The sequence below is a fragment of the Streptacidiphilus sp. BW17 genome, assembly GCF_041262485.1.
Lineage (GTDB): Bacteria > Actinomycetota > Actinomycetes > Streptomycetales > Streptomycetaceae > Streptacidiphilus.
The window spans coordinates 1-22,069 of sequence record NZ_JBGCCR010000024.1 but is presented as its reverse complement, the minus strand read 5'-3'; the positions used below and the strand labels follow the sequence as shown (position 1 = coordinate 22,069).

Sequence of the window (22,069 nt, the reverse complement as noted above, 5' to 3'; positions counted from 1 at the left end):
CTGGTAGTGCAACGTCCCCTTGTCCCCGACTTGCCCGCTAGTCGTCCAGGCGGTGGGAGAGGTGCAGGTCGCGTTCCGTGTGGCCGTCCTCCAAGCGGAGCGCCGTGGCGACCGGCGGGTAGCCCGCCGCGATCACGGTGTACTCGCCCGGTTCCAGGTCCGTGAAACGGAACAATCCGTCCTCGCCCGTCGTCGCGGCAGCGACCACCGCGCCGGAGGCGTCCATCAGCGTGACGCGGGCGTCGGCCACCGCGCGGCCGAGCGACGTGCGGACGGTGCCGCGCAGCGTCCCGCTGCCCGCGAGGGTGACGTCCTGCCGGGTCTCGCCGCTCGGCGCGACGTCGACGGCGAGCGCGGCAGGGCGGTAGGCCCGCGCGCTGACGGTCAGTGTGTAGACGCCCGAGACCAGGTCCCGGAACGCGTACGCGCCGTCCGCGTCGGCGTGCGCGCTGGCGACGACCTCGCCGTGCGGGTCGGTCAGCGTGACCGACGCCTCCGCGACGGGCGCCCCCTCCGCGCTGCGGATCGCGCCGCTCAGGCGTCCCGTGCCGCCGAGGACGACGTCGACCTCCACCGGTCGGCCGCCGACGCTCACCGTCACCGCCTGCGGCTGGTGGCCGGGGGCCGCGGCGATCAGCACGTAGTTGCCGTTGCGCGGAGCGGCCAGCACCCAGCGGCCGTCGCCGCCGCTGCTGGTGCGGGCGATCTGCCGCCCGTCCATGTCCACCAGCGTCAGCACGGCACGCGCGACCCCGACCCGGTCGGGCTGCAGCACCGAGCCGGTGACGGGGGTGCCCGTCAACGGCATCGAAGCCGACTGCTGCGGAACGGACTCGGGCGTGAAGCTCTCCGAGCCGAAATCCTCCGGTGCGGCGTGGGTGACCAAGGGTTTCTCCTTCAGCAGGAAGGCCAGGACGAAGCCCAGCGCCAGCACCGGCGCCAGGTAGAGGAAGACGCGCGGCATCGCCGCCGCGAAGGCGTCCACGTAGCCGCTGCGCAGCGGCGCGGGCAGGGCGTGGACGAGGGCCGGGGTGATCGAGTCGTTGCGCGGCAGGCCGCGCTGCGCCAACTGGTGGTCGAAGCGGGACGCGAAGATCGTGCCGAAGACCGCCGCGCCGATCGAACCGCCGATCTGCCGCAGGTAGTTGTTGGCCGAGGTGGCCGCGCCGATGTCCCTCGGCTCGACCGAGTTCTGCACCGCGAGGACCAGCACCGCCAGCACCAGGCCGACGCCGAGCCCCAGCACGGCCATGGCCAGGCTCTGCACCGCGAAGGAGCTGTGGGCGCTGAGCCGGCCGAGCAGCACCATGCCGACCGTGGAGAGCGCGCCGCCGGCCAGCGGGTAGATCTTGTAGCGCCCGTACCGGCTGATCAGCTGGCCGGAGGCGATCGACGCCACCACGATGCCGCCCATCATCGGCAGCATCTTCAGCCCCGAGTCGGTGGCGCTGGCGTCGTCCACCATCTGCAGGAAGCTGGGCAGGTAGCTGGCCGCGCCGAAGAGCGCGACGCCGACGACCACGCTGATCAGGCCGGAGACGGTGAAGACGTTGTCCTGGAACAGCCGCAGCGGAATGACGGGCGCACCGCCGCGTCGCTCCACCCACAGTTCGACGGGCGCGAACAGCACCAGGCCCAGCGCCGAGCCGCCGATCAGCCCCAGGATCGTCGGCGAACCCCAGGCGTAGGTGCTGCCGCCCCAACTGGTCGCCAGCACCAGGCAGGTGCCGACGGCGGCGAGCAACAGCGCCCCGAGCCAGTCGAGTTCGCGGTACCGGCCACCTGATGTGCTCTGTCCGAGGGCGCGCGGCAGCACCAGGGTGACCACCAGCAGCGCCAGCGCTCCCAACGGGAGGTTGACCCAGAAGCACCAGCGCCAGCCGGGCCCGTCGGTGAACCAGCCGCCGAGCAGCGGACCGGCGACCGAGGAGAGCCCGAAGACCGCGCCGATCAGGCCCATGTAGCGGCCCCGCTCACGCGGGCTGACGACGTCGGCGATGATCGCCTGGACGCCGATCATCAGCCCGCCGCCGCCGATGCCCTGGACCGTGCGGGAGACGATCAGGTCGGTCATGCTGTGCGCGGAGCCGGACAGCGCGGAGCCGACCAGGAAGACCACGATGGCGAACTGGAAGACCGGCTTGCGGCCGATGAGGTCGCCGAGCCTGCCGTAGACCGGCAGGCCGACCGTGGACGCCAGCAGATAGGCGGTGACCACCCAGGACATCCTGCTCAGTCCGTGGAGGTCGCCGACGATCCGCGGCAGCGCGGTGGCGACGATGGTCTGGTCGAGCGCGGCCAGCAGCAGGGCCAGCATCAGCCCGACGAAGACCAGCCGGACCCGCACCGCGGGGACCGGCGCCGGTCCGCCCGACACCCGCTCGACAGACACGAATTCGGGTGCGGTTTCGGCCCGTTCGGGTGCTGCTTCGATCACGGACATGCCGGAATCCTTGCAGCTTGCACCGATTGACCGGACCGGCACGATCATCACATCAACCGCGCCGGTCCGGCGTCACCTGCACGGATGTGACGCCAAGTCGACATGTCCGCTCACCGATCAGGCGTCAGATTCACCCTCAGGGGCGAGCAGCTTGGAGCGCGCTCGCAGAGCCGTGCAGAACGGTGGGACAGGGCCTCAGACGGCCGCGGCGAGACGGTTCAGGACCTCGTCGTGGATCCGGTTCAGACCCTTGGGCGCGAAGGTGCGCTCGAAGAAGCCGCCGATGCCGCCCGCGCCCTGCCAGGTGGTCTCGATGACGACCTTCGACTTGCCCTCGCCCGCCGGGGTGACCGTCCAGGTGATGACCATGGAGGAGTTGGCGTCCGTCTCCACCAGGCGGCCGGAGGACGGCTCGGTGACGGTGAAGAGGCAGTCGCGCACGCGCTTCTCGGTCGCCTGGAGCTTCCAGTGCACGACCGTGCCCGCGCCACGGCCGCCCTCGCGGACCTGGTACTCGCTGTACTGCTGCGGCAGCAGGGTGGGCCGGACCTTCTCGTAGTCGGCGACGGCGTCGAAGACCTGCTCGGGCGACGCGTCCACCACGCGCTCGGTGACGGCGTAGACCTGACCCATGACGTGCTCCTGACGGGGGTGTACTGGTGCTTGGGATTGCGGGGGAACCGATGCAGGAATGCTGCGCGCCAAGCCAACCACATCGACCGATCGCCTCCGCCCTCTGGTGGCCGGGCGCGCGGCACTGCCATCTTGGCGACATGACCGATGGAGCGACGAAATGGACCACCGACGGATCGCGCGAGCGCCGGATCCTGACGGTGCGTCCCAAACCCGACGAGTACGCGTGGACCTTCGGCGGCGCCGCGCCGGTGGCGCGGATCGCGCCCGGGACGGTGCTGGACCTGACGACCGAGGACTGCTTCGCCGGACGGGTGACCTCCGAGCGGACGCTGGTGTCGGAGGTGTGCGAGTTCCCCTTCCTCAACCCGCAGACCGGGCCGTTCTGGGTCGAGGGCGCGGAACCCGGCGACACGGTCGCGGTGCACTTCGTCTCCGTCGAGCCGTCCCGCGACTGGGCGGCGTCCACCACGGTCCCGCTCTTCGGAGCGCTGACCTCCACCCACGCCACCGCCACGCTCCAGGACCCGCTGCCGGAGCGGGTCTGGATCTGGGAGCTGGACCGTGCCGCCCGCCTCTGCCGGTTCACCGCGCACGACAGCGACCTGGTCCTCGACCTGCCGATGGATCCCATGCACGGCACCGTCGGTGTGGCCCCCGCCAACCTGGAGGTCCGCTCGGCCCTCGTGCCCGACGCCCACGGCGGCAACCTCGACACTCCGGAGATGCGTGCGGGCGTCACCTGCTATCTCGGCGTCAACGTCGACGGCGCGCTGCTGAGCCTGGGCGACGGCCATGCCCGCCAGGGCGAGGGCGAGACCTGCGGCGTGGCGGTCGAGTGCGCGATGAACACGGTCGTGCTCGTCGAACTGTTGAAGGGTGTGGCGACGCCCTGGCCGCGCATCGAATCCGACACCCACCTGATCTCCACCGGCTCGGCCCGCCCGCTGGAGGACGCCTTCCGGATCGCCCAACTCGACCTGGTGCAGTGGCTGGTACGGGACTACGGCTTCTCGTCGATGGACGCGTACCAGTTCCTCAGCCAGGCGGTGGAGTCGCCGCTGGCCAACGTCTGCGACACCAACTACACCGCCGTGGCGAAGGTCAGGAAGGAGTGGCTGCCGGGCGCGGCCGAGTCGCCGTACCGCGGTCTGCACACGCATCTGCGCGAGGTCGCGCGCGAGATCGGCGGGGCCCTGCCGGCATGACGCCTGGCATGATCCCTGGCATGACCGAGAACCAGGCCCCTCTCAACGAGGACGAGATCCTCGACGTCGTGGACGCCGAGGACAACGTCGTCGGTCAGGCCACCCGCCGCGAGGTGATGGACCGCAGGCTGCGCCACCGCTGCGTCTTCATCCTCGCCACGGACGACGACGGCCGGATCTTCGTGCACCGGCGCACGCCGCAGAAGATCGTCTTCCCGTCGATGTACGACGTCTTCGTGGGCGGCGTGGTGGACGCGGGCGAGTCCTACGACGCGGCGGCGAAGCGCGAGGCCGAGGAGGAGCTCGGGGTCACCGGCATCCGGCCGGAGCACCTCTTCACCTTCCTCTACGAGAGCCCGGACCACAGCTGGTTCTCCGCCGTCTACCGCGCCCGCACCCCGGTCGAGGTCGCCCCGCAGGTCGAGGAGGTCGCCTGGCACGCCTTCCTGACACCGGATCAGCTCGCCGCCACACTGCCCGGCTGGGACGTCGTCCCGGACGGTCTGGAGGCCTGGCACCGCCTCCAGGCCTGGGCGGCTACTCGGTGACGACGGCCTCGACCCGGCCGAAGAGGCGCACGGCGAGGTCCTAGTCGCCCAGGCCGAGGTTGACGCGAAGGGTCAGCAGGTCGCTCGGAACCCCGTCGTCCTGCAGCAGCTTCATCGCCGCCGTCCAGTCCTGCTCAGAGGCGGCGCGAGCCAGGACCTGGGCGTCGGATGCCTCGACCCTGTCGTCCTGGGCCAGTTCGAGGGCCGCCTGCTGCCGGAACTGTCCGGTGAAGACGGTCTGCGTGGCGCTCGGACCGGTGACCTGCTGCGACTCGGCCCGGTCCGCGGCGGCCAGTTGGGCGGCGACGGCACGCCCCTGAGCCCAGTCGAGAGAAGAGATGTCGTTCACCTCGGCGCGGAGCACGGCGGTCGGGCGGACCAGATCCAGGAAGGCGAGCTGCGGTGCGGTGAAGTGGGACTTCAGCGGCTCCAAGTCACCGGTGAGCGGACCGCTTCCGCCGTACCCGGCAATGGTGCACCAGATCTCGGGCACGCCCGTCCACTGGGACTCGTCGGGGTAGTAGGACCAGATGACCGCGCTCTGGGCCGCCAGGCCCATCGGGTCGACCAGATCGGCGTACGCGAGCCGGTCACAGTCCAGCGTGCTCTGCAGCTTGTCCGCGTCCAGCCCGGGATACGGGCCGCTCATGACGTCCCGCGCGAAGAGCTGCCGGTCGTGCTGCCCACTGCAGGGCACGGGGTTCACCAGGTACGTCGATCCGTCGATGCCGTTGGGCACGTCGAAGCACGTGCCGAGCGGGAGTTGGTCGACCGGGACGCCGGCGGCCGGTGCGGCCGCGCCCGAGGAGCTGGGGTACCGGACCGGCGCCGACTGGTACAGGAGGACCAGCAGGACCACGATCCCGACGGCCACGGTCTGCAGGCTCGACAGGATCACGCCCGCGATCGCCAGCCCCTTGCCCCGCCGCCGGGTGCGGCCGACGCCGACCAGGGCGAGGATTCCGAAGATCATGCTGAGCGGGAACACACCGAGCACTCCGAGGACGAAGGAGGCGATCGCCTTCCCGTCCCAACCGGAGACCGGCTCCGGCTGGTACCCGACTGCCCACGGGTAGATCAACGGGCCGTGGGTCTGGCCCTGCACCGGCTGTAGCTGCGGCTGCGGCCACGGTTGTTGCACCGGCTGCGCCACGACGGGCTCGGGCGGCGCCTCCGGCATCCCGGACGCGGCCGGCACCTCAGGTGCCGCGGGCGCGGGCGGAACGGGTGGAACAGGTGGAACAGGTGGGACCGGTGGCGGTGTCTCGGTCATCAAACCCCCCTTGTCATCTAGTCGGCCCGGACAGTACCGAATCCCCGTCGAGGTCATCACCTCCGTTCAGCGCCCACTCTTCCTACCGCGGGGTAACCGGGGTATCGTGGCTGCACCACCTCCGTCGGCGTTGGGAGCCGCCGCGACGGAGCGTTCGGGTGTCACAGCACGCTGAGCCTGCGCCCTCGGCGTAGACGCCTCACGATGTTCTTGACCACGGTCCTTCAGTCGCGCCGTGGGTGTTCTTCAACGTCTTCACTTTCTTCAGCCGCCGCGTCGGAGCGGAACGACTGCGGCGTACTCCCTGCTTCCCAGGAGTCACGCCATGACTGAGAACGTCCCCGCCAACAGCTCTGTCTTCCCCACCGTCGCCGTCGTCGGCCTCGGCACTATGGGTGCCGGGATCGCCGAGATCGTCGCCCGCAGCGGACGGCAGGTGATCGGGATCGAGGCCTCCCCCGCCGAGGCGCACGCCGCCCGGGTGCGGATCGAGGAGGCCACCGCCCACCACGTCCGTCGCGAGCACCTGACCGAGGACGAGCGCACCGGGCTGCTGTCCCGGATCCGGGTCACCGACGACCTGACCGCCGCCGCCGAGGCGCAGCTGGTGATCGAGGAGGTGCCCGAGCAGCTGGAGCTGAAGCGGGACCTGTTCGCGCAGCTGGACAAGATCTGCCCGCCGGAGACCGTGCTCGCCACCGGCACCACCGCCCTCTCCGTCACCCGGATCGCGGCCGCCACCGCCCGCCCCGAGCGCGTGCTGGGCCTGCACTTCTTCAACCCCGCGCCGGTGATGCAGCTGGTCGAGGTGGTCCGCACGGTGCTGACGGGCGCGCAGACCGCCGAGGACGCCGCCGAGTTCGCCCGTTCGCTGGGCAAGTCGCCGGTGGCCGCCGGGGACCGGGCCGGGTTCATCGTCAACGGCCTGCTCTTCGCCTACCTCAACCAGGCCGCCGCGATGTTCGAGTCGCGCTACGCCAGCCGCGAGGACATCGACGCGGCCATGCGCTTCGGCTGCGGCCTGCCGATGGGCCCGCTGGCGCTGCTTGACCTGATCGGCATCGACACCGCGCGCACCGTGCTGGAGGCGATGTACGCGCAGTCGCACGACCGTCTGCACGCGCCCGCGCCGATCCTGGGTCAGCTGACCGCCGCCGGGCTGCTCGGCCGCAAGTCCGGTCGCGGCTTCTACACCTACGCGGCGCCCGGCAGCTCGCAGATCGTCGCCGAGGAGAACGCCGCCGCCACGGTCCGCGTCGCCGGGCGCGAGGTGCGCAGCGTCGGCGTCTGCGGCTCCGGCACCATGGCGACCGGCATCGCCGAGGTCTTCGCCAAGTCCGGCTACGACGTCACCCTCGTCGCCCGCACCCAGGAGAAGGCCGACAAGGCCAAGGCCGCGATCCAGAAGTCGCTGGACCGCATGGTCAGCAAGGGCCGCCTCGCCGAGGACGACCGCGACGCGGCGCTGGCCCGGGTCACGGCGAGCGGCAGCTACGAGGACCTGCACAGCGTCGACCTGGCAATGGAGGCCGTCGCCGAGGACCTGACCGTCAAGCGCGAGCTCTTCGCCACGCTGGACAAGATCTGCAAGCCGGGCGCGGTGCTGGCGACCACCACCTCCTCGCTGCCGGTGATCCAGTGCGCGACGGCCACCGGCCGTCCGCAGGACGTGATCGGCATGCACTTCTTCAACCCCGCCCCGGCGATGAAGCTGGTCGAGGTGGTCTCCACGGTGCTGACCGCCGAGGACGTCACCGCGACCGTGCTCGACCTCTGCACCAAGGTGCGCAAGCACCCGGTGGAGTGCGGCGACCGGGCCGGGTTCATCGTCAACGCGCTGCTCTTCCCGTACCTGAACGACGCGGTGCGGATGATCGAGGAGCACTACGCCTCCGTCGACGATGTCGACACCGCGATGAAGCTGGGCTGCGGCTACCCGATGGGCCCGTTCGAGCTGCTGGACGTGGTCGGTCTGGACGTCTCGCTGACGATCGAGAAGGTGCTGCACACCGAGTTCCGCGAGCCGGGCCTGGCGCCCGCGCCGCTGCTGGAGCACCTGGTGACGGCGGGCTGCCTCGGCCGCAAGACCGGCCGCGGCTTCCGCGACCACGCGCGTCGATGAGGGCAGGTAGCCTTCCCGTCATGAGCACCGAAGAGCAGCAGCTGGCGCAGGCGGGACCGCAGAGCACGGGCGGGACTGTCCAAGCCAACGGCGGCAGCCCGGTGCGCCGGGCGGCGACCGCCCAGCGGCAGCTGATGCGTCAGGAGCTGGCCGCCGCGGCCATGGAGCTGTTCGCGAGCCAGGGCTACGAGGAGACGACGGTCGACCAGATCGCCGCCGCGGCGGGCGTGGCCCGGCGCACCTTCTTCCGGTACTTCCGGTCCAAGGAGGAGGCGATCTTCCCGGACCACGACGACACCCTGGTCCAGGTGGCCGACCTGCTGGCCAGCGCGGAGCCGACGGAGCATCCGCTGGACGTGGTCTGCCGGGGCATCAAGGAGGTGCTGCGGATGTACGCGGCGACCCCCTCGGTCTCGGTGGCCCGCTACCGGCTGATCCGCCAGGTGCCGACGCTGCGCGAGCGGGAGATCGCCGTGGTCGCCCGCTACGAGCGGCTCTTCACCCGCTACCTGCTGGGCCGGTTCGACACCGACCAGGGCGACGACGCGATGCTGGCCGAGGTCTCGGCGGCGGCCGTGGTCGCCGCCCACAACCACGTGCTGCGGCGCTGGTTGCGGGCCGGCGGGCGGGGCGAGGTGGAACCCCAGTTGGACCACGCCTTCGAGGCGATCCGGCGGACCTTCTGGGGCGATCTCAGCACCAAGCGGGCGACACCGTCAGTGGCACCCAGTGCCATCGGCTCGGTCAGCACGCCCAGCACCGGGTCCGGCGAGATCGTCATCACGGTCACCCGCACGGACGCCCCGCTGGACGAGGTGGTGGCCAGCATCCGCACCGCGCTCACCCAGTCGACGGGCCAGTAGCAGCAGAAATAATCGCAGGCCGGAGCCGGTAAACGGCTTCAAAGACAAGGTCAACGAAGGGCCCCGCGCCGCACTCGGCACGGGGCCCTTCCGTCGTGTTGCCGTCGTGTTGCAACGTGACGACACTCACGTGACACTCGATGCAAATGTTGGCACGCAGTGTCTTTACGAGTGGCACAGGGTGCCAGTACGTTGTTACTCACTGGTCGCGGCGCCGCGGCTCCCCACCCGGCGCGCCGTGACCACCGCCCGCGCGCCACCCCTGCGCAGGCCGCAAGCTCGAAGCACAGCTCACAGCTCGCGACAGCCAGCTCCAACTGAACTGCCGACCACCCCAGCTCAGCGACTGAACCCCGCCCCTGGACCAGCCGGTGTCCGCTCCCGGCGACCTCCACGCACCGCCCAGACCGCCCGTTCCCCAGACGCACCCTGCTTCCCTCAGCAGGTACGCCGCCGGAGGCCAGCCATGAAGGAAATCCTCGACGCGATCCTCAACGAGGGGACCAGCGCCGCCGAATACGCAGCGCTGAAGCTCCCCGAGTCGTATCGCGCGATCACGCTCCACAAGGACGAGCAGGAGATGTTCGCGGGCCAGGACAGCCGCGACAAGGACCCGCGCAAGTCCCTGCACCTGGACGAGATCGCCCTCCCCGAGCTCGGCCCGGGTGAGGCTCTGGTCGCAGTGATGGCGAGCGCGGTCAACTACAACACCGTGTGGAGCTCGATCTTCGAGCCGGTCTCCACCTTCTCCTTCCTGGAGCGCTATGGCCGCGTCAGCCCCGAGGCCTCCCGCCACGACCAGCCGTTCCACGTGGTCGGCTCCGACCTGGCCGGTGTGGTGCTGCGCACCGGGCCGGGCGTGCACGCCTGGAAGGCCGGCGACCAGGTGGTCGCCCACTGTCTCAGCGTCGAGCTGGAGAGCGCCGACGGCCACAACGACACCATGCTCGACCCCGAGCAGCGGATCTGGGGCTTCGAGACCAACTACGGCGGCCTCGCCGAGGTCGCGCTGGTCAAGTCCAACCAGCTGATGCCGAAGCCCAAGCACCTCACCTGGGAGGAGGCGGCGGCGCCGGGCCTGGTCAACTCCACCGCCTACCGCCAGCTGGTCTCCCGCAACGGCGCCGGCATGAAGCAGGGCGACAACGTGCTGATCTGGGGCGCCAGCGGCGGCCTCGGCTCCTACGCCACCCAGTACGCGCTGGCCGGCGGCGCCACCCCGATCTGCGTGGTCTCCAGCGAGGCCAAGGCCAAGATCTGCGAGGCGATGGGCGCCGAGGCGATCATCGACCGCAACGCCGAGGACTACAAGTTCTGGAAGGACGAGAACAACCAGAACCCGCGCGAGTGGAAGCGGTTCGGCGGCAGGATCCGGGAACTGACGGGTGGTGAGGACGTCGACATCGTCTTCGAGCACCCGGGCCGCGAGACCTTCGGCGCGTCCGTCTACGTGACCCGCAAGGGCGGCACGATCGTCACCTGCGCCTCCACCTCCGGCTACATGCACCAGTACGACAACCGCTACCTGTGGATGTCGCTCAAGCGCATCGTCGGCTCGCACTTCGCCAACTACCGCGAGGCGTGGGAGGCCAACCGCCTGATCGCCAAGGGCAAGATCCACCCGACGCTGTCGAAGACCTACGCGCTGGCCGACACCGGCCAGGCCGCGCTGGACGTGCACCACAACAAGCACCAGGGCAAGGTCGGCGTGCTCTGCCTCTCCCCCGAGGAGGGCCTCGGCGTCACCGACCACGAGCTGCGCGCCAAGCACATCGACGCCATCAATCGCTTCCGTGGTGAATGAGAGCAGTTGAGATGACGACTCATCGGGACCGGCCCTGGCTGATGCGGACCTACGCGGGGCACTCCTCCGCGGCCGCGTCGAACGAGCTGTACCGGAAGAACCTGGCGAAGGGTCAGACGGGCCTCTCCGTCGCCTTCGACCTGCCGACGCAGACCGGCTACAACCCCGACCACGTCCTCGCCCGCGGCGAGGTCGGCCGGGTCGGGGTGCCGGTCAGCCACCTCGGTGACATGCGGACGCTCTTCGAGGGCATCCCGCTTGAGCGCACCAACACCTCGATGACCATCAACGCCACGGCCATGTGGCTGCTGGCGATGTACCAGGTGGTCGCCGAGGAGCAGGGCGCGGACATCGCCAAGCTCACCGGGACGACGCAGAACGACATCGTCAAGGAGTACCTGTCGCGCGGGACGCACGTCTTCCCGCCCGGTCCGTCGATCCGGCTGACCACCGACATGATCGCCTACACGGTCGCCAACATCCCCAAGTGGAACCCGATCAACATCTGCAGCTACCACCTGCAGGAGGCCGGGGCCACGCCGGTGCAGGAGCTGGCGTTCGCGATGTGCACGGCCATCGCCGTGCTCGACGCGGTCCGTGACGGCGGTCAGGTCAAGCCGGAGCAGATGGGCGAGGTCGTCGCCCGGATCTCCTTCTTCGTCAACGCGGGCGTCCGCTTCGTCGAGGAGATGTGCAAGCTGCGGGCCTTCTCCCGGCTCTGGGAGAAGGTGACGCTGGAGCGCTACGGCGTCACCGACCCGAAGCAGCGCCGGTTCCGATACGGCGTCCAGGTCAACTCGCTCGGCCTGACCGAGGCCCAGCCGGAGAACAACGTCCAGCGCATCGTGCTGGAGATGCTCGCCGTCACGCTGTCCAAGGACGCCCGCGCACGCGCCGTGCAGCTTCCGGCCTGGAACGAGGCGCTGGGCCTGCCCCGGCCCTGGGACCAGCAGTGGTCGCTGCGGATCCAGCAGGTGCTGGCCTTCGAGTCGGACCTGCTGGAGTACGGCGACCTGTTCACCGGCAGCGTCGTCGTCGAGGGCAAGGTGGCGGAGCTGGTCGAGGGCGCCGAGGCGGAGATCGCCAAGGTGCTGGAGATGGGCGGCGCGATCCCGGCCGTCGAGTCCGGCTACATGAAGGCCGCACTGGTCGGCTCGCACGCCGAGCGACGCGCCCGGATCGAGTCGGGCGAGGACAAGGTCGTCGGTGTCAACTGCTACGAGACCACCGAGCCCAGCCCGCTGACCGCCGACCTGGACACCGCGATCATGGTGGTGGACGGCGACGCCGAGCGGTCCGTGACCGAGGCCTTCGCGGGCTGGGTCGCCGGTCGCGACGAGGCCGCCGCCCAGGCGGCGCTGGCCGAGCTCAAGGCGCAGGCCGTCACCGACGCCAACCTGATGCCGGCCACCCTGGCGTGCGTCCGGGCCGGCGTCACCACCGGCGAGTGGTCGCAGGCGCTGCGCGACGTCTTCGGCGAGTACCGCGCGCCCACCGGTGTCGGCGGCGCGCCGATCACCGGCACGATCGACCCGGAGTCCGGCGGCGAGCTGCTGACCGTCCGTCAGGCCGTTGCCCGTACCGCCGAGGAGCTGGGCAGCGGCAGGCTGCGGCTGCTGGTCGGCAAGCCGGGCCTGGACGGCCACTCCAACGGCGCCGAGCAGATCGCCGTCCGGGCCCGCGACGCCGGGTTCGAGGTGGTCTACCAGGGCATCCGGCTGACGCCGGAACAGATCACCGCCGCGGCCGTCGCCGAGGACGTCCACTGCGTGGGCCTGTCGATCCTCTCCGGTGCGCACGCCGAGCTCGTCCCGGACGTGCTGCGGCGCCTTGCCCGCGCCGGTGTCACCGACGTTCCGGTCGTGGTCGGCGGCATCATCCCGGCCGCCGACGAGCAGGCACTGCTTGCCCAGGGCGTGGCGGCGGTGTTCACTCCGAAGGACTTCGGGATCACCACGATCATCGGCCGTATCGTCGACGAGATCCGTCGGGCCCACGGGCTGGACACGATCTTCGCCCAGACCGCTCCGACCTCGGACAACAAGGAAGAGACCCTCGCCTCATGAGCAACGTCAACCGGTTGCGTCCGCGCCGCTCCTGCCTGGCCGTCCCGGGCTCGAACCCGCGCTTCCTGGAGAAGGCCCAGGGCCTGCCCGCCGACCAGGTCTTCCTGGACCTGGAGGACGCCTGCGCGCCGCTGGCCAAGGAGGGCGCCCGCCACACCATCGTCGAGTTCCTCAACAACGGCGACTGGACCGGCAAGACGCGCGTGGTCCGGGTGAACGACTGGACCACGCACTGGACCTACCGTGACGTCGTCACCGTCGTCGAGGGCGCGGGCCAGAACCTCGACTGCATCATGCTGCCCAAGGTCCAGGACGCCCAGCAGATCGTCGCGCTGGACCTGCTGCTGACGCAGATCGAGAAGACCATGGGCTTCGAGGTCGGCAAGATCGGCATCGAGGCGCAGATCGAGAACGCCAAGGGTCTGATCAACGTCGACGCGATCGCCGAGGCGAGCCCGCGTCTGGAGACCATCATCTTCGGCCCGGCCGACTTCATGGCCTCCATCAACATGAAGTCCCTGGTCGTCGGCGAGCAGCCGCCCGGCTACCCGGCGGACGCGTACCACTACATCCTGATGCGCATCCTGATGGCCGCGCGCGCCAACGACCTGCAGGCCATCGACGGTCCCTACCTGCAGATCAAGAACGTCGACGGCTACCGCGAGGTCGCCGGCCGTTCCGCTGCGCTGGGCTTCGACGGCAAGTGGGTGCTGCACCCCGGCCAGGTCGACGCCGCCAACGAGGTCTACTCCCCCTCGCAGGAGGACTACGACCACGCCGAGCTGATCCTGGACGCGTACGACTGGTGCACCAGCGAGGCGGGCGGCAAGAAGGGCTCGGCGATGCTCGGCGACGAGATGATCGACGAGGCCTCGCGCAAGATGGCCCTGGTCATCTCCGGCAAGGGCCGCGCCGCGGGCATGCAGCGCACCACCAAGTTCGAGATCCCTGAGAGCTGAGGGCCACGGCGATGCAGTTCGGACGCACCTACGAGGAGTTCGAGGTCGGTGCCATCTACAAGCACTGGCCCGGCAAGACGGTCACCGAGTACGACGACCACCTCTTCTGCCTGCTCACCATGAACCACCACCCGCTGCACATGGACGCCAACTACGCGACCACCACCGTGCAGGGCAAGAACGTCGTGGTGGGCAACTACATCTACTCGCTGCTGCTGGGCATGTCCGTCCCGGACGTCTCGGGCAAGGCGATCGCCAACCTGGAGATCGAGTCGCTCAAGCATGTGGCGCCGACCTTCCACGGCGACACCATCTACGGCGAGACGACCGTCCTCGACAAGCGGATGACGTCCAAGCCCGACCGCGGCATCGTCCACGTCGAGACCAAGGGCTACAACCAGGACGGCACCCTGGTCTGCGTCTTCCGCCGCAAGGTCATGGTCCCGACCGAGCAGTACATCAAGGAGCGCGGGGGCGAGCAGCCCGGCCGCCCCGAACTGCGCGAGCAGCCGTAACACCAAACCGCTCTCCCCCACAGTGCTCGGGCGCTCCATGGTGTATGCCACGCCCGTGGAGCGCCCGGACAGAAGAGAAGGACACGACCCATGGGACGCCTCGCCCAGACCGAAGGTCTCAACGAGATCCAGCAGGAGATCCTCGCGACGGTTCGCAGCTTTGTCGACAAGGAGATCATTCCGGTCGCCACCGAGCTGGAGCACCGTGACGAGTACCCTGCCGAGATCGTCGAGGGCCTCAAGGAGATGGGGATCTTCGGCCTGATGATCCCGGAGGAGTACGGCGGCCTCGGCGAGTCGCTGCTCACCTACGCCCTGACCGTGGAGGAGATCGCCCGCGGCTGGATGTCGGTGTCGGGCATCATCAACACCCACTTCATAGTCGCCTACATGATCAACGCCCACGGCACCCAGGAGCAGAAGGACTACTTCCTGCCCCGGATGGCCACCGGCGAGATCCGCGGCGCCTTCTCGATGTCCGAGCCGGGTCTGGGCTCCGATGTCGCGGCCATCGCCACCAAGGCCGTCAAGGACGAGAGCGGCGAGTTCTACGTCCTCAACGGCCAGAAGATGTGGCTGACCAACGGCGGCACGTCCACCGTCATCGCCTGCCTGGTCAAGACGGACGAGGGCGCCTCCTCCCCGTACAAGAACCTGACCACCTTCCTGATCGAGAAGACGCCGGGCTTCGGCCCGAACAAGACGGTCCCCGGCCTGACCGTCCCCGGCAAGATCGAGAAGATGGGCTACAAGGGCGTCGACACCACCGAGCTGGTGCTGGAGGACGTCAAGCTGCCCGCGGACCGGATCCTGGGCGGCGTCCCTGGCCGCGGCTTCTACCAGATGATGGACGGCGTCGAGGTCGGCCGCGTCAACGTCGCGGCCCGTGGCTGCGGTGTCGCGCAGCGCGCCTTCGAGCTGGGCATCCGCTACGCGCAGCAGCGGCAGACCTTCGGCAAGAAGATCGCCGAGCACCAGGCGATCCAGTTCAAGCTGGCCGAGATGGCCACCAAGGTCGAGGCCGCGCACCAGATGATGGTGATGGCCGCGCGCAAGAAGGATTCCGGCCAGCGCAACGACCTCGAGGCCGGCATGGCCAAGTACCTCGCCTCCGAGTACTGCAAGGAGGTCGTCGAGGACTCCTTCCGGATCCACGGCGGCTACGGCTTCTCCAAGGAGTACGAGATCGAGCGCCTCTACCGTGAGGCCCCGATGTTGCTGATCGGTGAAGGAACTGCGGAGATCCAGAAGATGATCGTGGGACGTCGTCTGCTGGAGGAGTACCGGCTCGCCGAGTAGCCGTCGGAGAGCGCAAGCAGGGGCGTGAACGCTTGGTTCACGCCCCTGTTCCTGTACGAATCCCGGCCGGACCCAGGGCGGATCCCGCCCGGAGCCCGGCCTGAGGGTTTCGTCACCGTTCGCCCACAGCCCTTGGCCTGCCCTGCTCCGGCGGCTTACCTTGGCGGGAGAGACAGAGAGACACACGGGAACAGCCCGCCCGGGCTCCCGGAGCTTGCTACGGCACCACCCGCTGCCGATAGCATCCCTTCGGATAGATAACTGTCGGCTACCGGCACCTGTCGTCAACGGCAATGTCGCACACGGCACTGTCGTCCCCGAACCCCTCGACTGCTGCGACCCTTTCGGTCGCCACAAAGGTCTTCGATGCCCCTTCGTCCGTCCCAACCGACCGACGCAAGCCCGGCCCGTCCGCGCGTGACGCTGGCCCGCGGCGCGTCACCCTGGCTGGTACCCACCGTGCTGACCGCTGCCGCGTGCTCCGCCCTCACCCGGCGCAACGGCAGATGGGCACTGGCGGCGGTGCCGGCCACCGCGCTCAGTGCGGGGATGCTGTGGTTCTTCCGCGACCCCGAGCGCGAGATCGGCGAGGGCCGGGTCATCTCGCCCGCGGACGGCGTGGTCCAGAGCATCGACGCCTGGCCGGACGGTCGGACGCGGGTGGCGATCTTCATGAGCCCGCTCAACGTGCACGTCAACCGCGCGCCGCTGCCCGGCGTGGTGCGCTCGGTCGAGCACGTGCCCGGCGGCTACGTCCCGGCGTTCAACAAGGACAGCGACCGCAACGAGCGGGTCGTCTGGCACTTCGACACCGAAATCGGCGACATCGAGATGGTGCAGATCGCAGGCGCGGTCGCCCGTCGCATCGTCCCCTACGTCACCACCGGTACCAAGGTCGACCAGGGCGAGCGGGTCGGCCTGATCCGCTTCGGCTCCCGCGTCGACACCTACCTGCCCGCCGGAGTCGAGCCCGGTGTCGAGGTGGGTCAGCGCACGACGGCAGGGGTGACACGTCTTGACCGTGACTGAACCCGAGGCGTACGCGGACCACGACGACGACGGCCTGCACCAGGCCGTGCGCCCGGCCCTGCACGGTGGTCTCCGCGACGAGCTGGACGACGAGTTGCTGGACGACGAGTTGGACGATGAACTGAACGACGCCGAGACCGAGCACGAGCGCGCCGTACGGCGGCTGCGCTGGGCGCGCGACCGCGAGATGCGACGCGAGTTCTCGCCGCAACACCTGTCCACGGCGGACCTGTTCACGCTGGGCAACGCGGTCTGCGGCTTCCTGGCCATCTACTGCACCACCACCGGCGTGCTGATCCCGCACCTGACCGGCGTCGCCACCAGCGGCGACCGGCGCAGCGCCGCGACCGCGGTGACGCTGCTGCTGATCGGCTCGATGTGCGACCTGTTCGACGGTCTGGTGGCGCGCAAGCTGCGCAGCTCGGCGCTGGGCGCGGAGTTGGACAACCTGGCCGACCTGATCAGCTTCGGCATCGCCCCGGCCTACTTCGTGGTCGTCTGGGGCATGACCGCGGGCGGCGCGCACCAGCGGATCGGTGCGGGCATCGCCATCGTGGTGCTGCTGGCCGTGGTGCTGCGGCTGGCCCGGTTCTCCTGCACGGAGGCGCGGCCCGGGGTCTTCCAGGGCATGCCGTCCCCGATGGGCGCGCTGACGGTCATCTCGATCGTGCTGCTCAACCCGCCGTTCGTGCTGGGCGCGCTCGGGATCGTGGCGGTCGCGGCCCTGATGGTCAGCCAGGTCGAGTACCCCAAGCCGCAGGGCAAGCTGGCGACAGCCACGCTCTGCTGGATCGCGGTCGCGATGGGCTGCCTCGCCGCCTGGGCCACCGGCCTGCCGGGCGGCGGGACGCTGCTGCAGATCGGCGCCTCGCTCCAGGTCGCCCTCGCCCTGATGGCGCCGATGATGGTCATCCGCCGCAAGGTCGGCGACGTCCGCGCCAAGCGGGCGGAGGCGCGCAGCGCGACGCACTGACGTCGGCGCCTGTCGGCGAAGCGAGAGGGCCCCGGGACCGCACATGCGGTCCCGGGGCCCTTCGGTTTGTACGCTGAAGCTGATGGCACATCCGCCGCCGGGCGGACCGCCGGCTCAGCGGCCGTGGCTGTTGAACTTCCGTACCGCCAGCGGGAAGAAGACCGCCAGCAGCAGGGCCACCCAGGCCAGCGTGGCCGGGATCGGGTGCTGGAGCGGCCACGGGTCGCCCGGCTGCAGTGGCACGGCGTTGCCGAAGAGCTGGCGGGCTGCCGCCGCGACCGCGCTGATCGGGTTCCAGTCGGCGAGGAAGCGGAGCCAGCCCGGCATGCCGCCGGTGGTGACGAAGACGTTGGTGACCATGCTGAGCGGGAAGACCAGCACCGACAGCTGTCCCGCCATGTCCTCGCGTCCGACCAGCAGACCCAGGTAGATGCCGATCCAGTTGGTGGTGAAGCGGAAGAGCAGCAGCAGCCCCATCGCGGCCAGCGCGTCTCCAAGGCCGTGGTGGGCCCGCCAGCCGAGGGCCAGGCCGACGCCGACCATCATGGTCAGCACCACGGTGCTCACCATCACGTCGGCCAGCGTCTGCCCGAGCAGCGCGGCGGAGCGGGAGATCGGCATGGACCGCAGCCGGTCGGCGACGCCGCGACCGACGTCGCGCGCAGCGCCGTTCATGGCGGGCATGATGCCGTTGACCGCGACCAGGATGAACATGCCCGGCATCAGGTAGTCGCGGTACTTGCCGCCGCCGGGCAGCGAGATGGCGCTGCCGAAGATGTAGCCGAAGACCAGCAGCATCGCCAGCGGTGCCAGCAGCGAGGCCGCGATCAGGCCGGGCGAGCGGCGGTAGTAGAGCAGGACACGCAGCGTCAGGGTCCGCGCGTCGGCCAGCGGGTGGCTCCCTGCGCGGGAGGAGGGCGGGGCGCCGGTCGGGCGCGGAGGCGCGGCAGGGGCGAGGGCGGTCACGTGGTCACCGTCTCCTTGGGGACGTCGGACGCGGCGGGTACGGCGGCCGGTCGGCTGCCGGTGAGGGCGAGGAAGGCGTCGTCGAGCGAGGGATGGCCGAGTGCGACGTCCTGGGCGGCGACGCCCGCCGCGTCCAACTCGCGGACCAGCTGCGGCAGCAGGATCCGGCGGCCGGGTTCGCTGACGGCGCTGACGCTGCGGGTGTCGGGGGCCAGCACCGGCTCCCCGCCCGCGAGGGCCGCCACCACCCGGGCCGCGTCGTCGAGTTGGCCGAGGTCGGCCAGGGTGACCTCGACGCGGGTGCCGATGGAGGACTTGAGCCGCTCCGGCGTCCCCGAGGCGATGACCCGGCCGTGGTCCACGACCACGACGTCGTCGGCGAGCTGGTCGGCCTCGTCCAGGTACTGCGTGGTCAGCAGCACGGTGGTGCCGTCCGAGACCAGCTCCCTGACGATGGCCCAGATGTCGTTGCGGCTGCGCGGGTCGAGCCCGGTGGTCGGCTCGTCCAGGAAGAGCACGGGCGGGCGGACCACCAGCGAGGCGATCAGGTCGAGCCGTCGCCGCATACCGCCGGAGTAGGTGCGGACCAGGCGGTCGGCCGCCTCGGTGAGGTCGAAGCGCTCCAGCAGCTCGGTGGCGCGCTGCCGGGCGCCGCTTGCGCCGAGGTGGTGCAGACGGCCGACCAGGTGCAGGTTGTCGCGGCCGGTCAGCCCCTCCTCGACGGCCGCGTGCTGACCGGCGAAGCCGATCCGGCTCCGCACCTCGTCCGCCTGGCGGACCACGTCGTAGCCGACGACCCGGGCCTGTCCCGAGTCGGGCGCGGCAAGGGTGGCCAGCACCCGGACAGCGGTGGTCTTGCCCGCTCCGTTGGGCCCGAGCAGGCCGCAGACGATTCCGGGCGGAACGCTCAGCTCCAACCCGTCGAGGGCCTGGGTGGGACCGAAACACTTGTGCAGATCCGTCACTTCGACGGCGGGCAGGCTCATGCGAACCCCTCTCTAGGTACACCGTACGTAGAAGCGCGCTGCGCTCACCGTACTACAACTACGTACGATGTACGTAGAGAGAAGTCGGGATCGCTAAACTGCGGACGGAGGAAAGGTGATCCACTGATGCCACCTGCGACGGAACCCAAGACCGACGCCACGGCCGTGCCGGGGATGATCTGGCTGCGCCCGGAGCGCACCGGACGCGGCCCGGAGCCCGCGCACAGCCGCGCTGCGATCGCCGCGGCGGCGATCGAGCTCGCCGACGCGGAGGGGCTGGACGCGGTCTCCATGCGCAAGGTGGCGGCGGCACTGGGCGCGGGCACGATGTCGCTCTACAACTACGTGCCGAAGAAGGAGCACCTCTTCGACCTGATGCTGGACGCGACGGCCGGGGAGTTCGCGCTCCCCGACGAGCCCGGCGGCGACCCGTGGGCGGACCTGCGCCTGCTGGCCCACGAGGAGCTGGCCGCGATGCGGCGGCATCCGTGGCTGGCCGGACTCTGCCTGACGCGCCCCTCGATGGGCCCCAACGCGCTGCGCTGCACCGACTTCTTCCTCGCGGCGCTGGAGTCGTCACCCGTGGCCTCGGCGCTCCCCGGCGGGACCAGGATGGAGTTCTTCGCGCTGCTCAACGGCCACGTCTGCCAGTTCGCCGAGTGGGAACGCAATGTGACGGGTGGTCAGTCCGCCCGGTGGCAGGCCGAGCTGATCACCTACCTCGCCGCCCAGGTGGCCACCGGCCAGTACCCCCACCTCGCCGCCACCCTGGCCGGCGGCGCGGACACCGCGCCCCTGGAGCCGGACGTGATGTTCGCCAACTCCCTCGACCGACTGCTCTCGACGATGCTGGGCCCGCCTCCGGCGTGAGCCGAGGGGCTGTGCCCAGCCCAGAGGCCCACCCCAGCGGTCTACCCCAGCGGAGGCAGTGACTCCAGGGCGTGGCGGCCGAGTTCGTCCAGACCGGCGACGGTTGCGGCCAACTGGTCGGGAGTGAGCACCTGGAAGACGTGCCGGTCTATCGCCTCCGCGTGCCGCTGGGCCGCCTCGGCGAGCTTGTCCGCGCCCAGTTCGGTGATGGTGACCATCTGGATGCGCCGGTCCGAGCGCGAGCGCTCGCGGCGGACCAGCCCGGCCTCGACCATCCGGTCGACCAGCCGGGTGGCTCCGCCGCTGGTCAGCACGGCGTCGCGGGACAGATCCCCCATGGTCGCGCCCTCGGGCGCGGAGGCGAGCCGGAGCAGCACCTCGAACATCGGGTGCGAGATGCCGCTCTCCCGCTCCATCGCCGCACCCAGCAGGCGCTCCAGCCGCGCGGTCGCCGTCAGCAGCACACCGAACGCCTGCACGCGCTCGTCGGCGACGGCCTCGGCGGCGGTTCCTATGCTGATCGCGGTCATCGCGCGGCTCCTTCCCCAGGGGATCTTCCACACGTTACCGGCAGGCGCGCGTCACCGGGCCTCCGAAAGTCACCGGGCCACCGTGAAGCGACGGCCGAGGTGGGCCGGCTTCTCGATCTCGTCGAGCAGCGCCACGGCGTAGTCCTCGCACGTGATGTAGGACTTGCCGTCGGCGTCCACCACGAGCTGCTCAAGGCCCGTCCGGTAGGCACCGCTGCGCTCGCCCGGCTCGATCGTCCCGGAGGGGCTGAGCACGGTCCAGACGACGTCGTCGACGCCGTTGTAGTAGGCCTGGGCGTCGCCGTGGGCGTGCATGATCTGGAGCAGCCATTCGGGCAGGCCCGGGGTGTCCCAGACCTGCACGCCGGGCGCGGTCTCCAGGCTGCCTGCGCCGCCGACCGCGATCAGACGCGGAGCGGCCGCGCCGAGGCCGCGCAGGCCCTCGACGAGGGAACGTGCGGCGGGCTCGATGGTGGCGAGGTGCCCCGGCCCGTCCCCGCCACCGCCCCCCACCGCACTGACCAGCACGTCCTGCCCGGCGGCGACCTTCGCCACGGACGCGGGGTCCAGCACGTCCCCGGCGACGACCCGCACGCCCTGCGGCGCGGCGTAGCCCTCGGGCTCGCGCACCACCGCGGTCACCTGGTGCCCGCGGCGGAGCGCCTCGGTGACGATGCGGGTACCGATGGTGCCCTTGGCTCCGATGACGGCGATCTTGGCCATGATGCCTCTTCCATGTCCGGGGTGCGGGGTTCCGCGCTTCCACCCATGGAAACATCTGAGCAGTCAGGGATTATTTCGAGTCGGAGAGAAGATTTTTCGGGGCGGGGAAGTTGCAAACGTCAGGGGCGCGGGGGGGGGGGGGGCCCCCCCCCCCCCCCGCCCCCCCCCCCCCGGGGGGGCGCGCCCCCCCCCCCCCCCCGCCCCTGGTGGCTGCAGCACAAGGAGAGTGCACAGGTGCAGCTCAGCGATACAGCGGACG

19 protein-coding genes are annotated in these 22,069 nt (G+C 70.4%); 12 read left to right on the top strand and 7 right to left on the bottom strand.

The features are described 5' to 3' along the window. Positions 1 to 37: 37 nt before the first annotated feature. Positions 38 to 2,443 (bottom strand): MFS transporter, encoded by a 2,406-nt coding sequence (locus ABH940_RS25580; RefSeq protein WP_370106261.1) that lies wholly within the window; start codon positions 2,441 to 2,443, stop codon positions 38 to 40. Between the two features lie 195 nt (positions 2,444 to 2,638). Beyond that, positions 2,639 to 3,076 carry an SRPBCC family protein gene (locus tag ABH940_RS25575; RefSeq protein ID WP_370072511.1) on the bottom strand — a complete coding sequence of 146 codons (438 nt, stop codon included), beginning with the start codon at positions 3,074 to 3,076 and terminating at the stop codon, positions 2,639 to 2,641. A 140-nt stretch (positions 3,077 to 3,216) separates the two neighbouring features. On the opposite strand from ABH940_RS25575, the gene ABH940_RS25570 reads away from it, so the two are divergent. Then, complete coding sequence (locus ABH940_RS25570) at positions 3,217 to 4,284, top strand: acetamidase/formamidase family protein (protein WP_370072512.1); 1,068 nt, start codon at positions 3,217 to 3,219, stop codon at positions 4,282 to 4,284. A gap of 20 nt (positions 4,285 to 4,304) precedes the next feature. Beyond that, a complete protein-coding gene (locus tag ABH940_RS25565) occupies positions 4,305 to 4,832 on the top strand; it encodes an NUDIX hydrolase (protein ID WP_370072513.1) in 528 nt (175 codons plus the stop codon). Positions 4,833 to 4,872: 40 nt separating this feature from the next. Here the strand turns inward: ABH940_RS25565 and ABH940_RS25560 are convergent, their stop codons facing one another. Continuing rightward, entirely contained in the window at positions 4,873 to 6,105 is a 1,233-nt protein-coding gene (locus ABH940_RS25560) for a hypothetical protein (protein ID WP_370106260.1), read from the bottom strand. A 325-nt stretch (positions 6,106 to 6,430) separates the two neighbouring features. Here ABH940_RS25560 and ABH940_RS25555 point away from each other — a divergent pair, with 325 nt between their 5' ends. From ABH940_RS25555 to pssA, 9 genes are all read left to right on the top strand, one after another. Continuing rightward, positions 6,431 to 8,227 carry a 3-hydroxyacyl-CoA dehydrogenase family protein gene (locus tag ABH940_RS25555; RefSeq protein WP_370072515.1) on the top strand — a complete coding sequence of 599 codons (1,797 nt, stop codon included), beginning with the start codon at positions 6,431 to 6,433 and terminating at the stop codon, positions 8,225 to 8,227. 20 nt (positions 8,228 to 8,247) lie between these two features. Continuing rightward, complete coding sequence (locus tag ABH940_RS25550; RefSeq protein WP_370072516.1) at positions 8,248 to 9,090, top strand: TetR family transcriptional regulator; 843 nt, start codon at positions 8,248 to 8,250, stop codon at positions 9,088 to 9,090. Positions 9,091 to 9,556: 466 nt separating this feature from the next. Next, positions 9,557 to 10,894, top strand: a complete 1,338-nt coding sequence (gene ccrA / locus ABH940_RS25545) for a crotonyl-CoA carboxylase/reductase (RefSeq protein WP_370072517.1) — start codon at positions 9,557 to 9,559, stop codon at positions 10,892 to 10,894. Between the two features lie 11 nt (positions 10,895 to 10,905). Then, positions 10,906 to 12,960: a protein meaA gene (locus ABH940_RS25540; protein ID WP_370106259.1), complete on the top strand. Its 2,055-nt coding sequence runs from the start codon at positions 10,906 to 10,908 to the stop codon at positions 12,958 to 12,960. Then, on the top strand, positions 12,957 to 13,919 hold the full coding sequence (locus tag ABH940_RS25535) for a CoA ester lyase (protein WP_370072519.1): 963 nt from the start codon (positions 12,957 to 12,959) through the stop codon (positions 13,917 to 13,919). Before ABH940_RS25540 ends, ABH940_RS25535 begins: the two co-directional genes overlap by 4 nt. Before the next feature lie 11 nt (positions 13,920 to 13,930). Beyond that, positions 13,931 to 14,434, top strand: coding sequence for a MaoC family dehydratase (locus ABH940_RS25530; protein ID WP_370072520.1), 504 nt, complete (start codon positions 13,931 to 13,933; stop codon positions 14,432 to 14,434). A 90-nt stretch (positions 14,435 to 14,524) separates the two neighbouring features. Then, a complete protein-coding gene (locus ABH940_RS25525) occupies positions 14,525 to 15,733 on the top strand; it encodes an acyl-CoA dehydrogenase family protein (protein WP_370072521.1) in 1,209 nt (402 codons plus the stop codon). A 366-nt stretch (positions 15,734 to 16,099) separates the two neighbouring features. Beyond that, a complete protein-coding gene (locus tag ABH940_RS25520) occupies positions 16,100 to 16,762 on the top strand; it encodes a phosphatidylserine decarboxylase (RefSeq protein WP_370072522.1) in 663 nt (220 codons plus the stop codon). A gap of 187 nt (positions 16,763 to 16,949) precedes the next feature. Then, positions 16,950 to 17,735, top strand: a complete 786-nt coding sequence (gene pssA / locus ABH940_RS25515; protein WP_370072529.1) for a CDP-diacylglycerol--serine O-phosphatidyltransferase — start codon at positions 16,950 to 16,952, stop codon at positions 17,733 to 17,735. Positions 17,736 to 17,849: 114 nt separating this feature from the next. On the opposite strand, the gene ABH940_RS25510 is transcribed toward pssA, so the two are convergent. Further along, positions 17,850 to 18,701, bottom strand: coding sequence for an ABC transporter permease (locus ABH940_RS25510; RefSeq protein ID WP_370106258.1), 852 nt, complete (start codon positions 18,699 to 18,701; stop codon positions 17,850 to 17,852). Further along, entirely contained in the window at positions 18,698 to 19,687 is a 990-nt protein-coding gene (locus ABH940_RS25505; RefSeq protein WP_370106257.1) for an ATP-binding cassette domain-containing protein, read from the bottom strand. Before ABH940_RS25505 ends, ABH940_RS25510 begins: the two co-directional genes overlap by 4 nt. Before the next feature lie 126 nt (positions 19,688 to 19,813). Between ABH940_RS25505 and ABH940_RS25500 the strand changes: the two genes are divergently transcribed. After that, entirely contained in the window at positions 19,814 to 20,557 is a 744-nt protein-coding gene (locus ABH940_RS25500) for a TetR/AcrR family transcriptional regulator (RefSeq protein WP_370072525.1), read from the top strand. 41 nt (positions 20,558 to 20,598) lie between these two features. Here the strand turns inward: ABH940_RS25500 and ABH940_RS25495 are convergent, their stop codons facing one another. Beyond that, positions 20,599 to 21,087 (bottom strand): MarR family winged helix-turn-helix transcriptional regulator, encoded by a 489-nt coding sequence (locus ABH940_RS25495; RefSeq protein ID WP_370072526.1) that lies wholly within the window; start codon positions 21,085 to 21,087, stop codon positions 20,599 to 20,601. 69 nt (positions 21,088 to 21,156) lie between these two features. Beyond that, entirely contained in the window at positions 21,157 to 21,810 is a 654-nt protein-coding gene (locus ABH940_RS25490; RefSeq protein WP_370106256.1) for an NAD(P)-dependent oxidoreductase, read from the bottom strand. Between the last annotated feature and the right edge of the window lie 259 nt (positions 21,811 to 22,069).

What these genes read in the sequence shown, in the direction of transcription:
- ccrA (WP_370072517.1), top strand. Translation starts at nt 9,557, where the DNA reads ATGAAGGAAATCCTCGACGCGATCCTCAACGAGGGGACCAGCGCCGCC.
- ABH940_RS25575 (WP_370072511.1), bottom strand. Translation starts at nt 3,076, where the DNA reads ATGGGTCAGGTCTACGCCGTCACCGAGCGCGTGGTGGACGCGTCGCCC.
- ABH940_RS25490 (WP_370106256.1), bottom strand. Translation starts at nt 21,810, where the DNA reads ATGGCCAAGATCGCCGTCATCGGAGCCAAGGGCACCATCGGTACCCGC.
- ABH940_RS25560 (WP_370106260.1), bottom strand. Translation starts at nt 6,105, where the DNA reads ATGACCGAGACACCGCCACCGGTCCCACCTGTTCCACCTGTTCCACCC.
- ABH940_RS25530 (WP_370072520.1), top strand. Translation starts at nt 13,931, where the DNA reads ATGCAGTTCGGACGCACCTACGAGGAGTTCGAGGTCGGTGCCATCTAC.
- ABH940_RS25500 (WP_370072525.1), top strand. Translation starts at nt 19,814, where the DNA reads ATGCCACCTGCGACGGAACCCAAGACCGACGCCACGGCCGTGCCGGGG.
- ABH940_RS25525 (WP_370072521.1), top strand. Translation starts at nt 14,525, where the DNA reads ATGGGACGCCTCGCCCAGACCGAAGGTCTCAACGAGATCCAGCAGGAG.
- ABH940_RS25535 (WP_370072519.1), top strand. Translation starts at nt 12,957, where the DNA reads ATGAGCAACGTCAACCGGTTGCGTCCGCGCCGCTCCTGCCTGGCCGTC.
- ABH940_RS25520 (WP_370072522.1), top strand. Translation starts at nt 16,100, where the DNA reads ATGCCCCTTCGTCCGTCCCAACCGACCGACGCAAGCCCGGCCCGTCCG.
- ABH940_RS25550 (WP_370072516.1), top strand. Translation starts at nt 8,248, where the DNA reads ATGAGCACCGAAGAGCAGCAGCTGGCGCAGGCGGGACCGCAGAGCACG.
- ABH940_RS25540 (WP_370106259.1), top strand. Translation starts at nt 10,906, where the DNA reads ATGACGACTCATCGGGACCGGCCCTGGCTGATGCGGACCTACGCGGGG.
- ABH940_RS25495 (WP_370072526.1), bottom strand. Translation starts at nt 21,087, where the DNA reads ATGACCGCGATCAGCATAGGAACCGCCGCCGAGGCCGTCGCCGACGAG.
- ABH940_RS25505 (WP_370106257.1), bottom strand. Translation starts at nt 19,687, where the DNA reads ATGAGCCTGCCCGCCGTCGAAGTGACGGATCTGCACAAGTGTTTCGGT.
- ABH940_RS25570 (WP_370072512.1), top strand. Translation starts at nt 3,217, where the DNA reads ATGACCGATGGAGCGACGAAATGGACCACCGACGGATCGCGCGAGCGC.
- ABH940_RS25565 (WP_370072513.1), top strand. Translation starts at nt 4,305, where the DNA reads ATGACCGAGAACCAGGCCCCTCTCAACGAGGACGAGATCCTCGACGTC.
- pssA (WP_370072529.1), top strand. Translation starts at nt 16,950, where the DNA reads ATGCGACGCGAGTTCTCGCCGCAACACCTGTCCACGGCGGACCTGTTC.
- ABH940_RS25580 (WP_370106261.1), bottom strand. Translation starts at nt 2,443, where the DNA reads ATGTCCGTGATCGAAGCAGCACCCGAACGGGCCGAAACCGCACCCGAA.
- ABH940_RS25555 (WP_370072515.1), top strand. Translation starts at nt 6,431, where the DNA reads ATGACTGAGAACGTCCCCGCCAACAGCTCTGTCTTCCCCACCGTCGCC.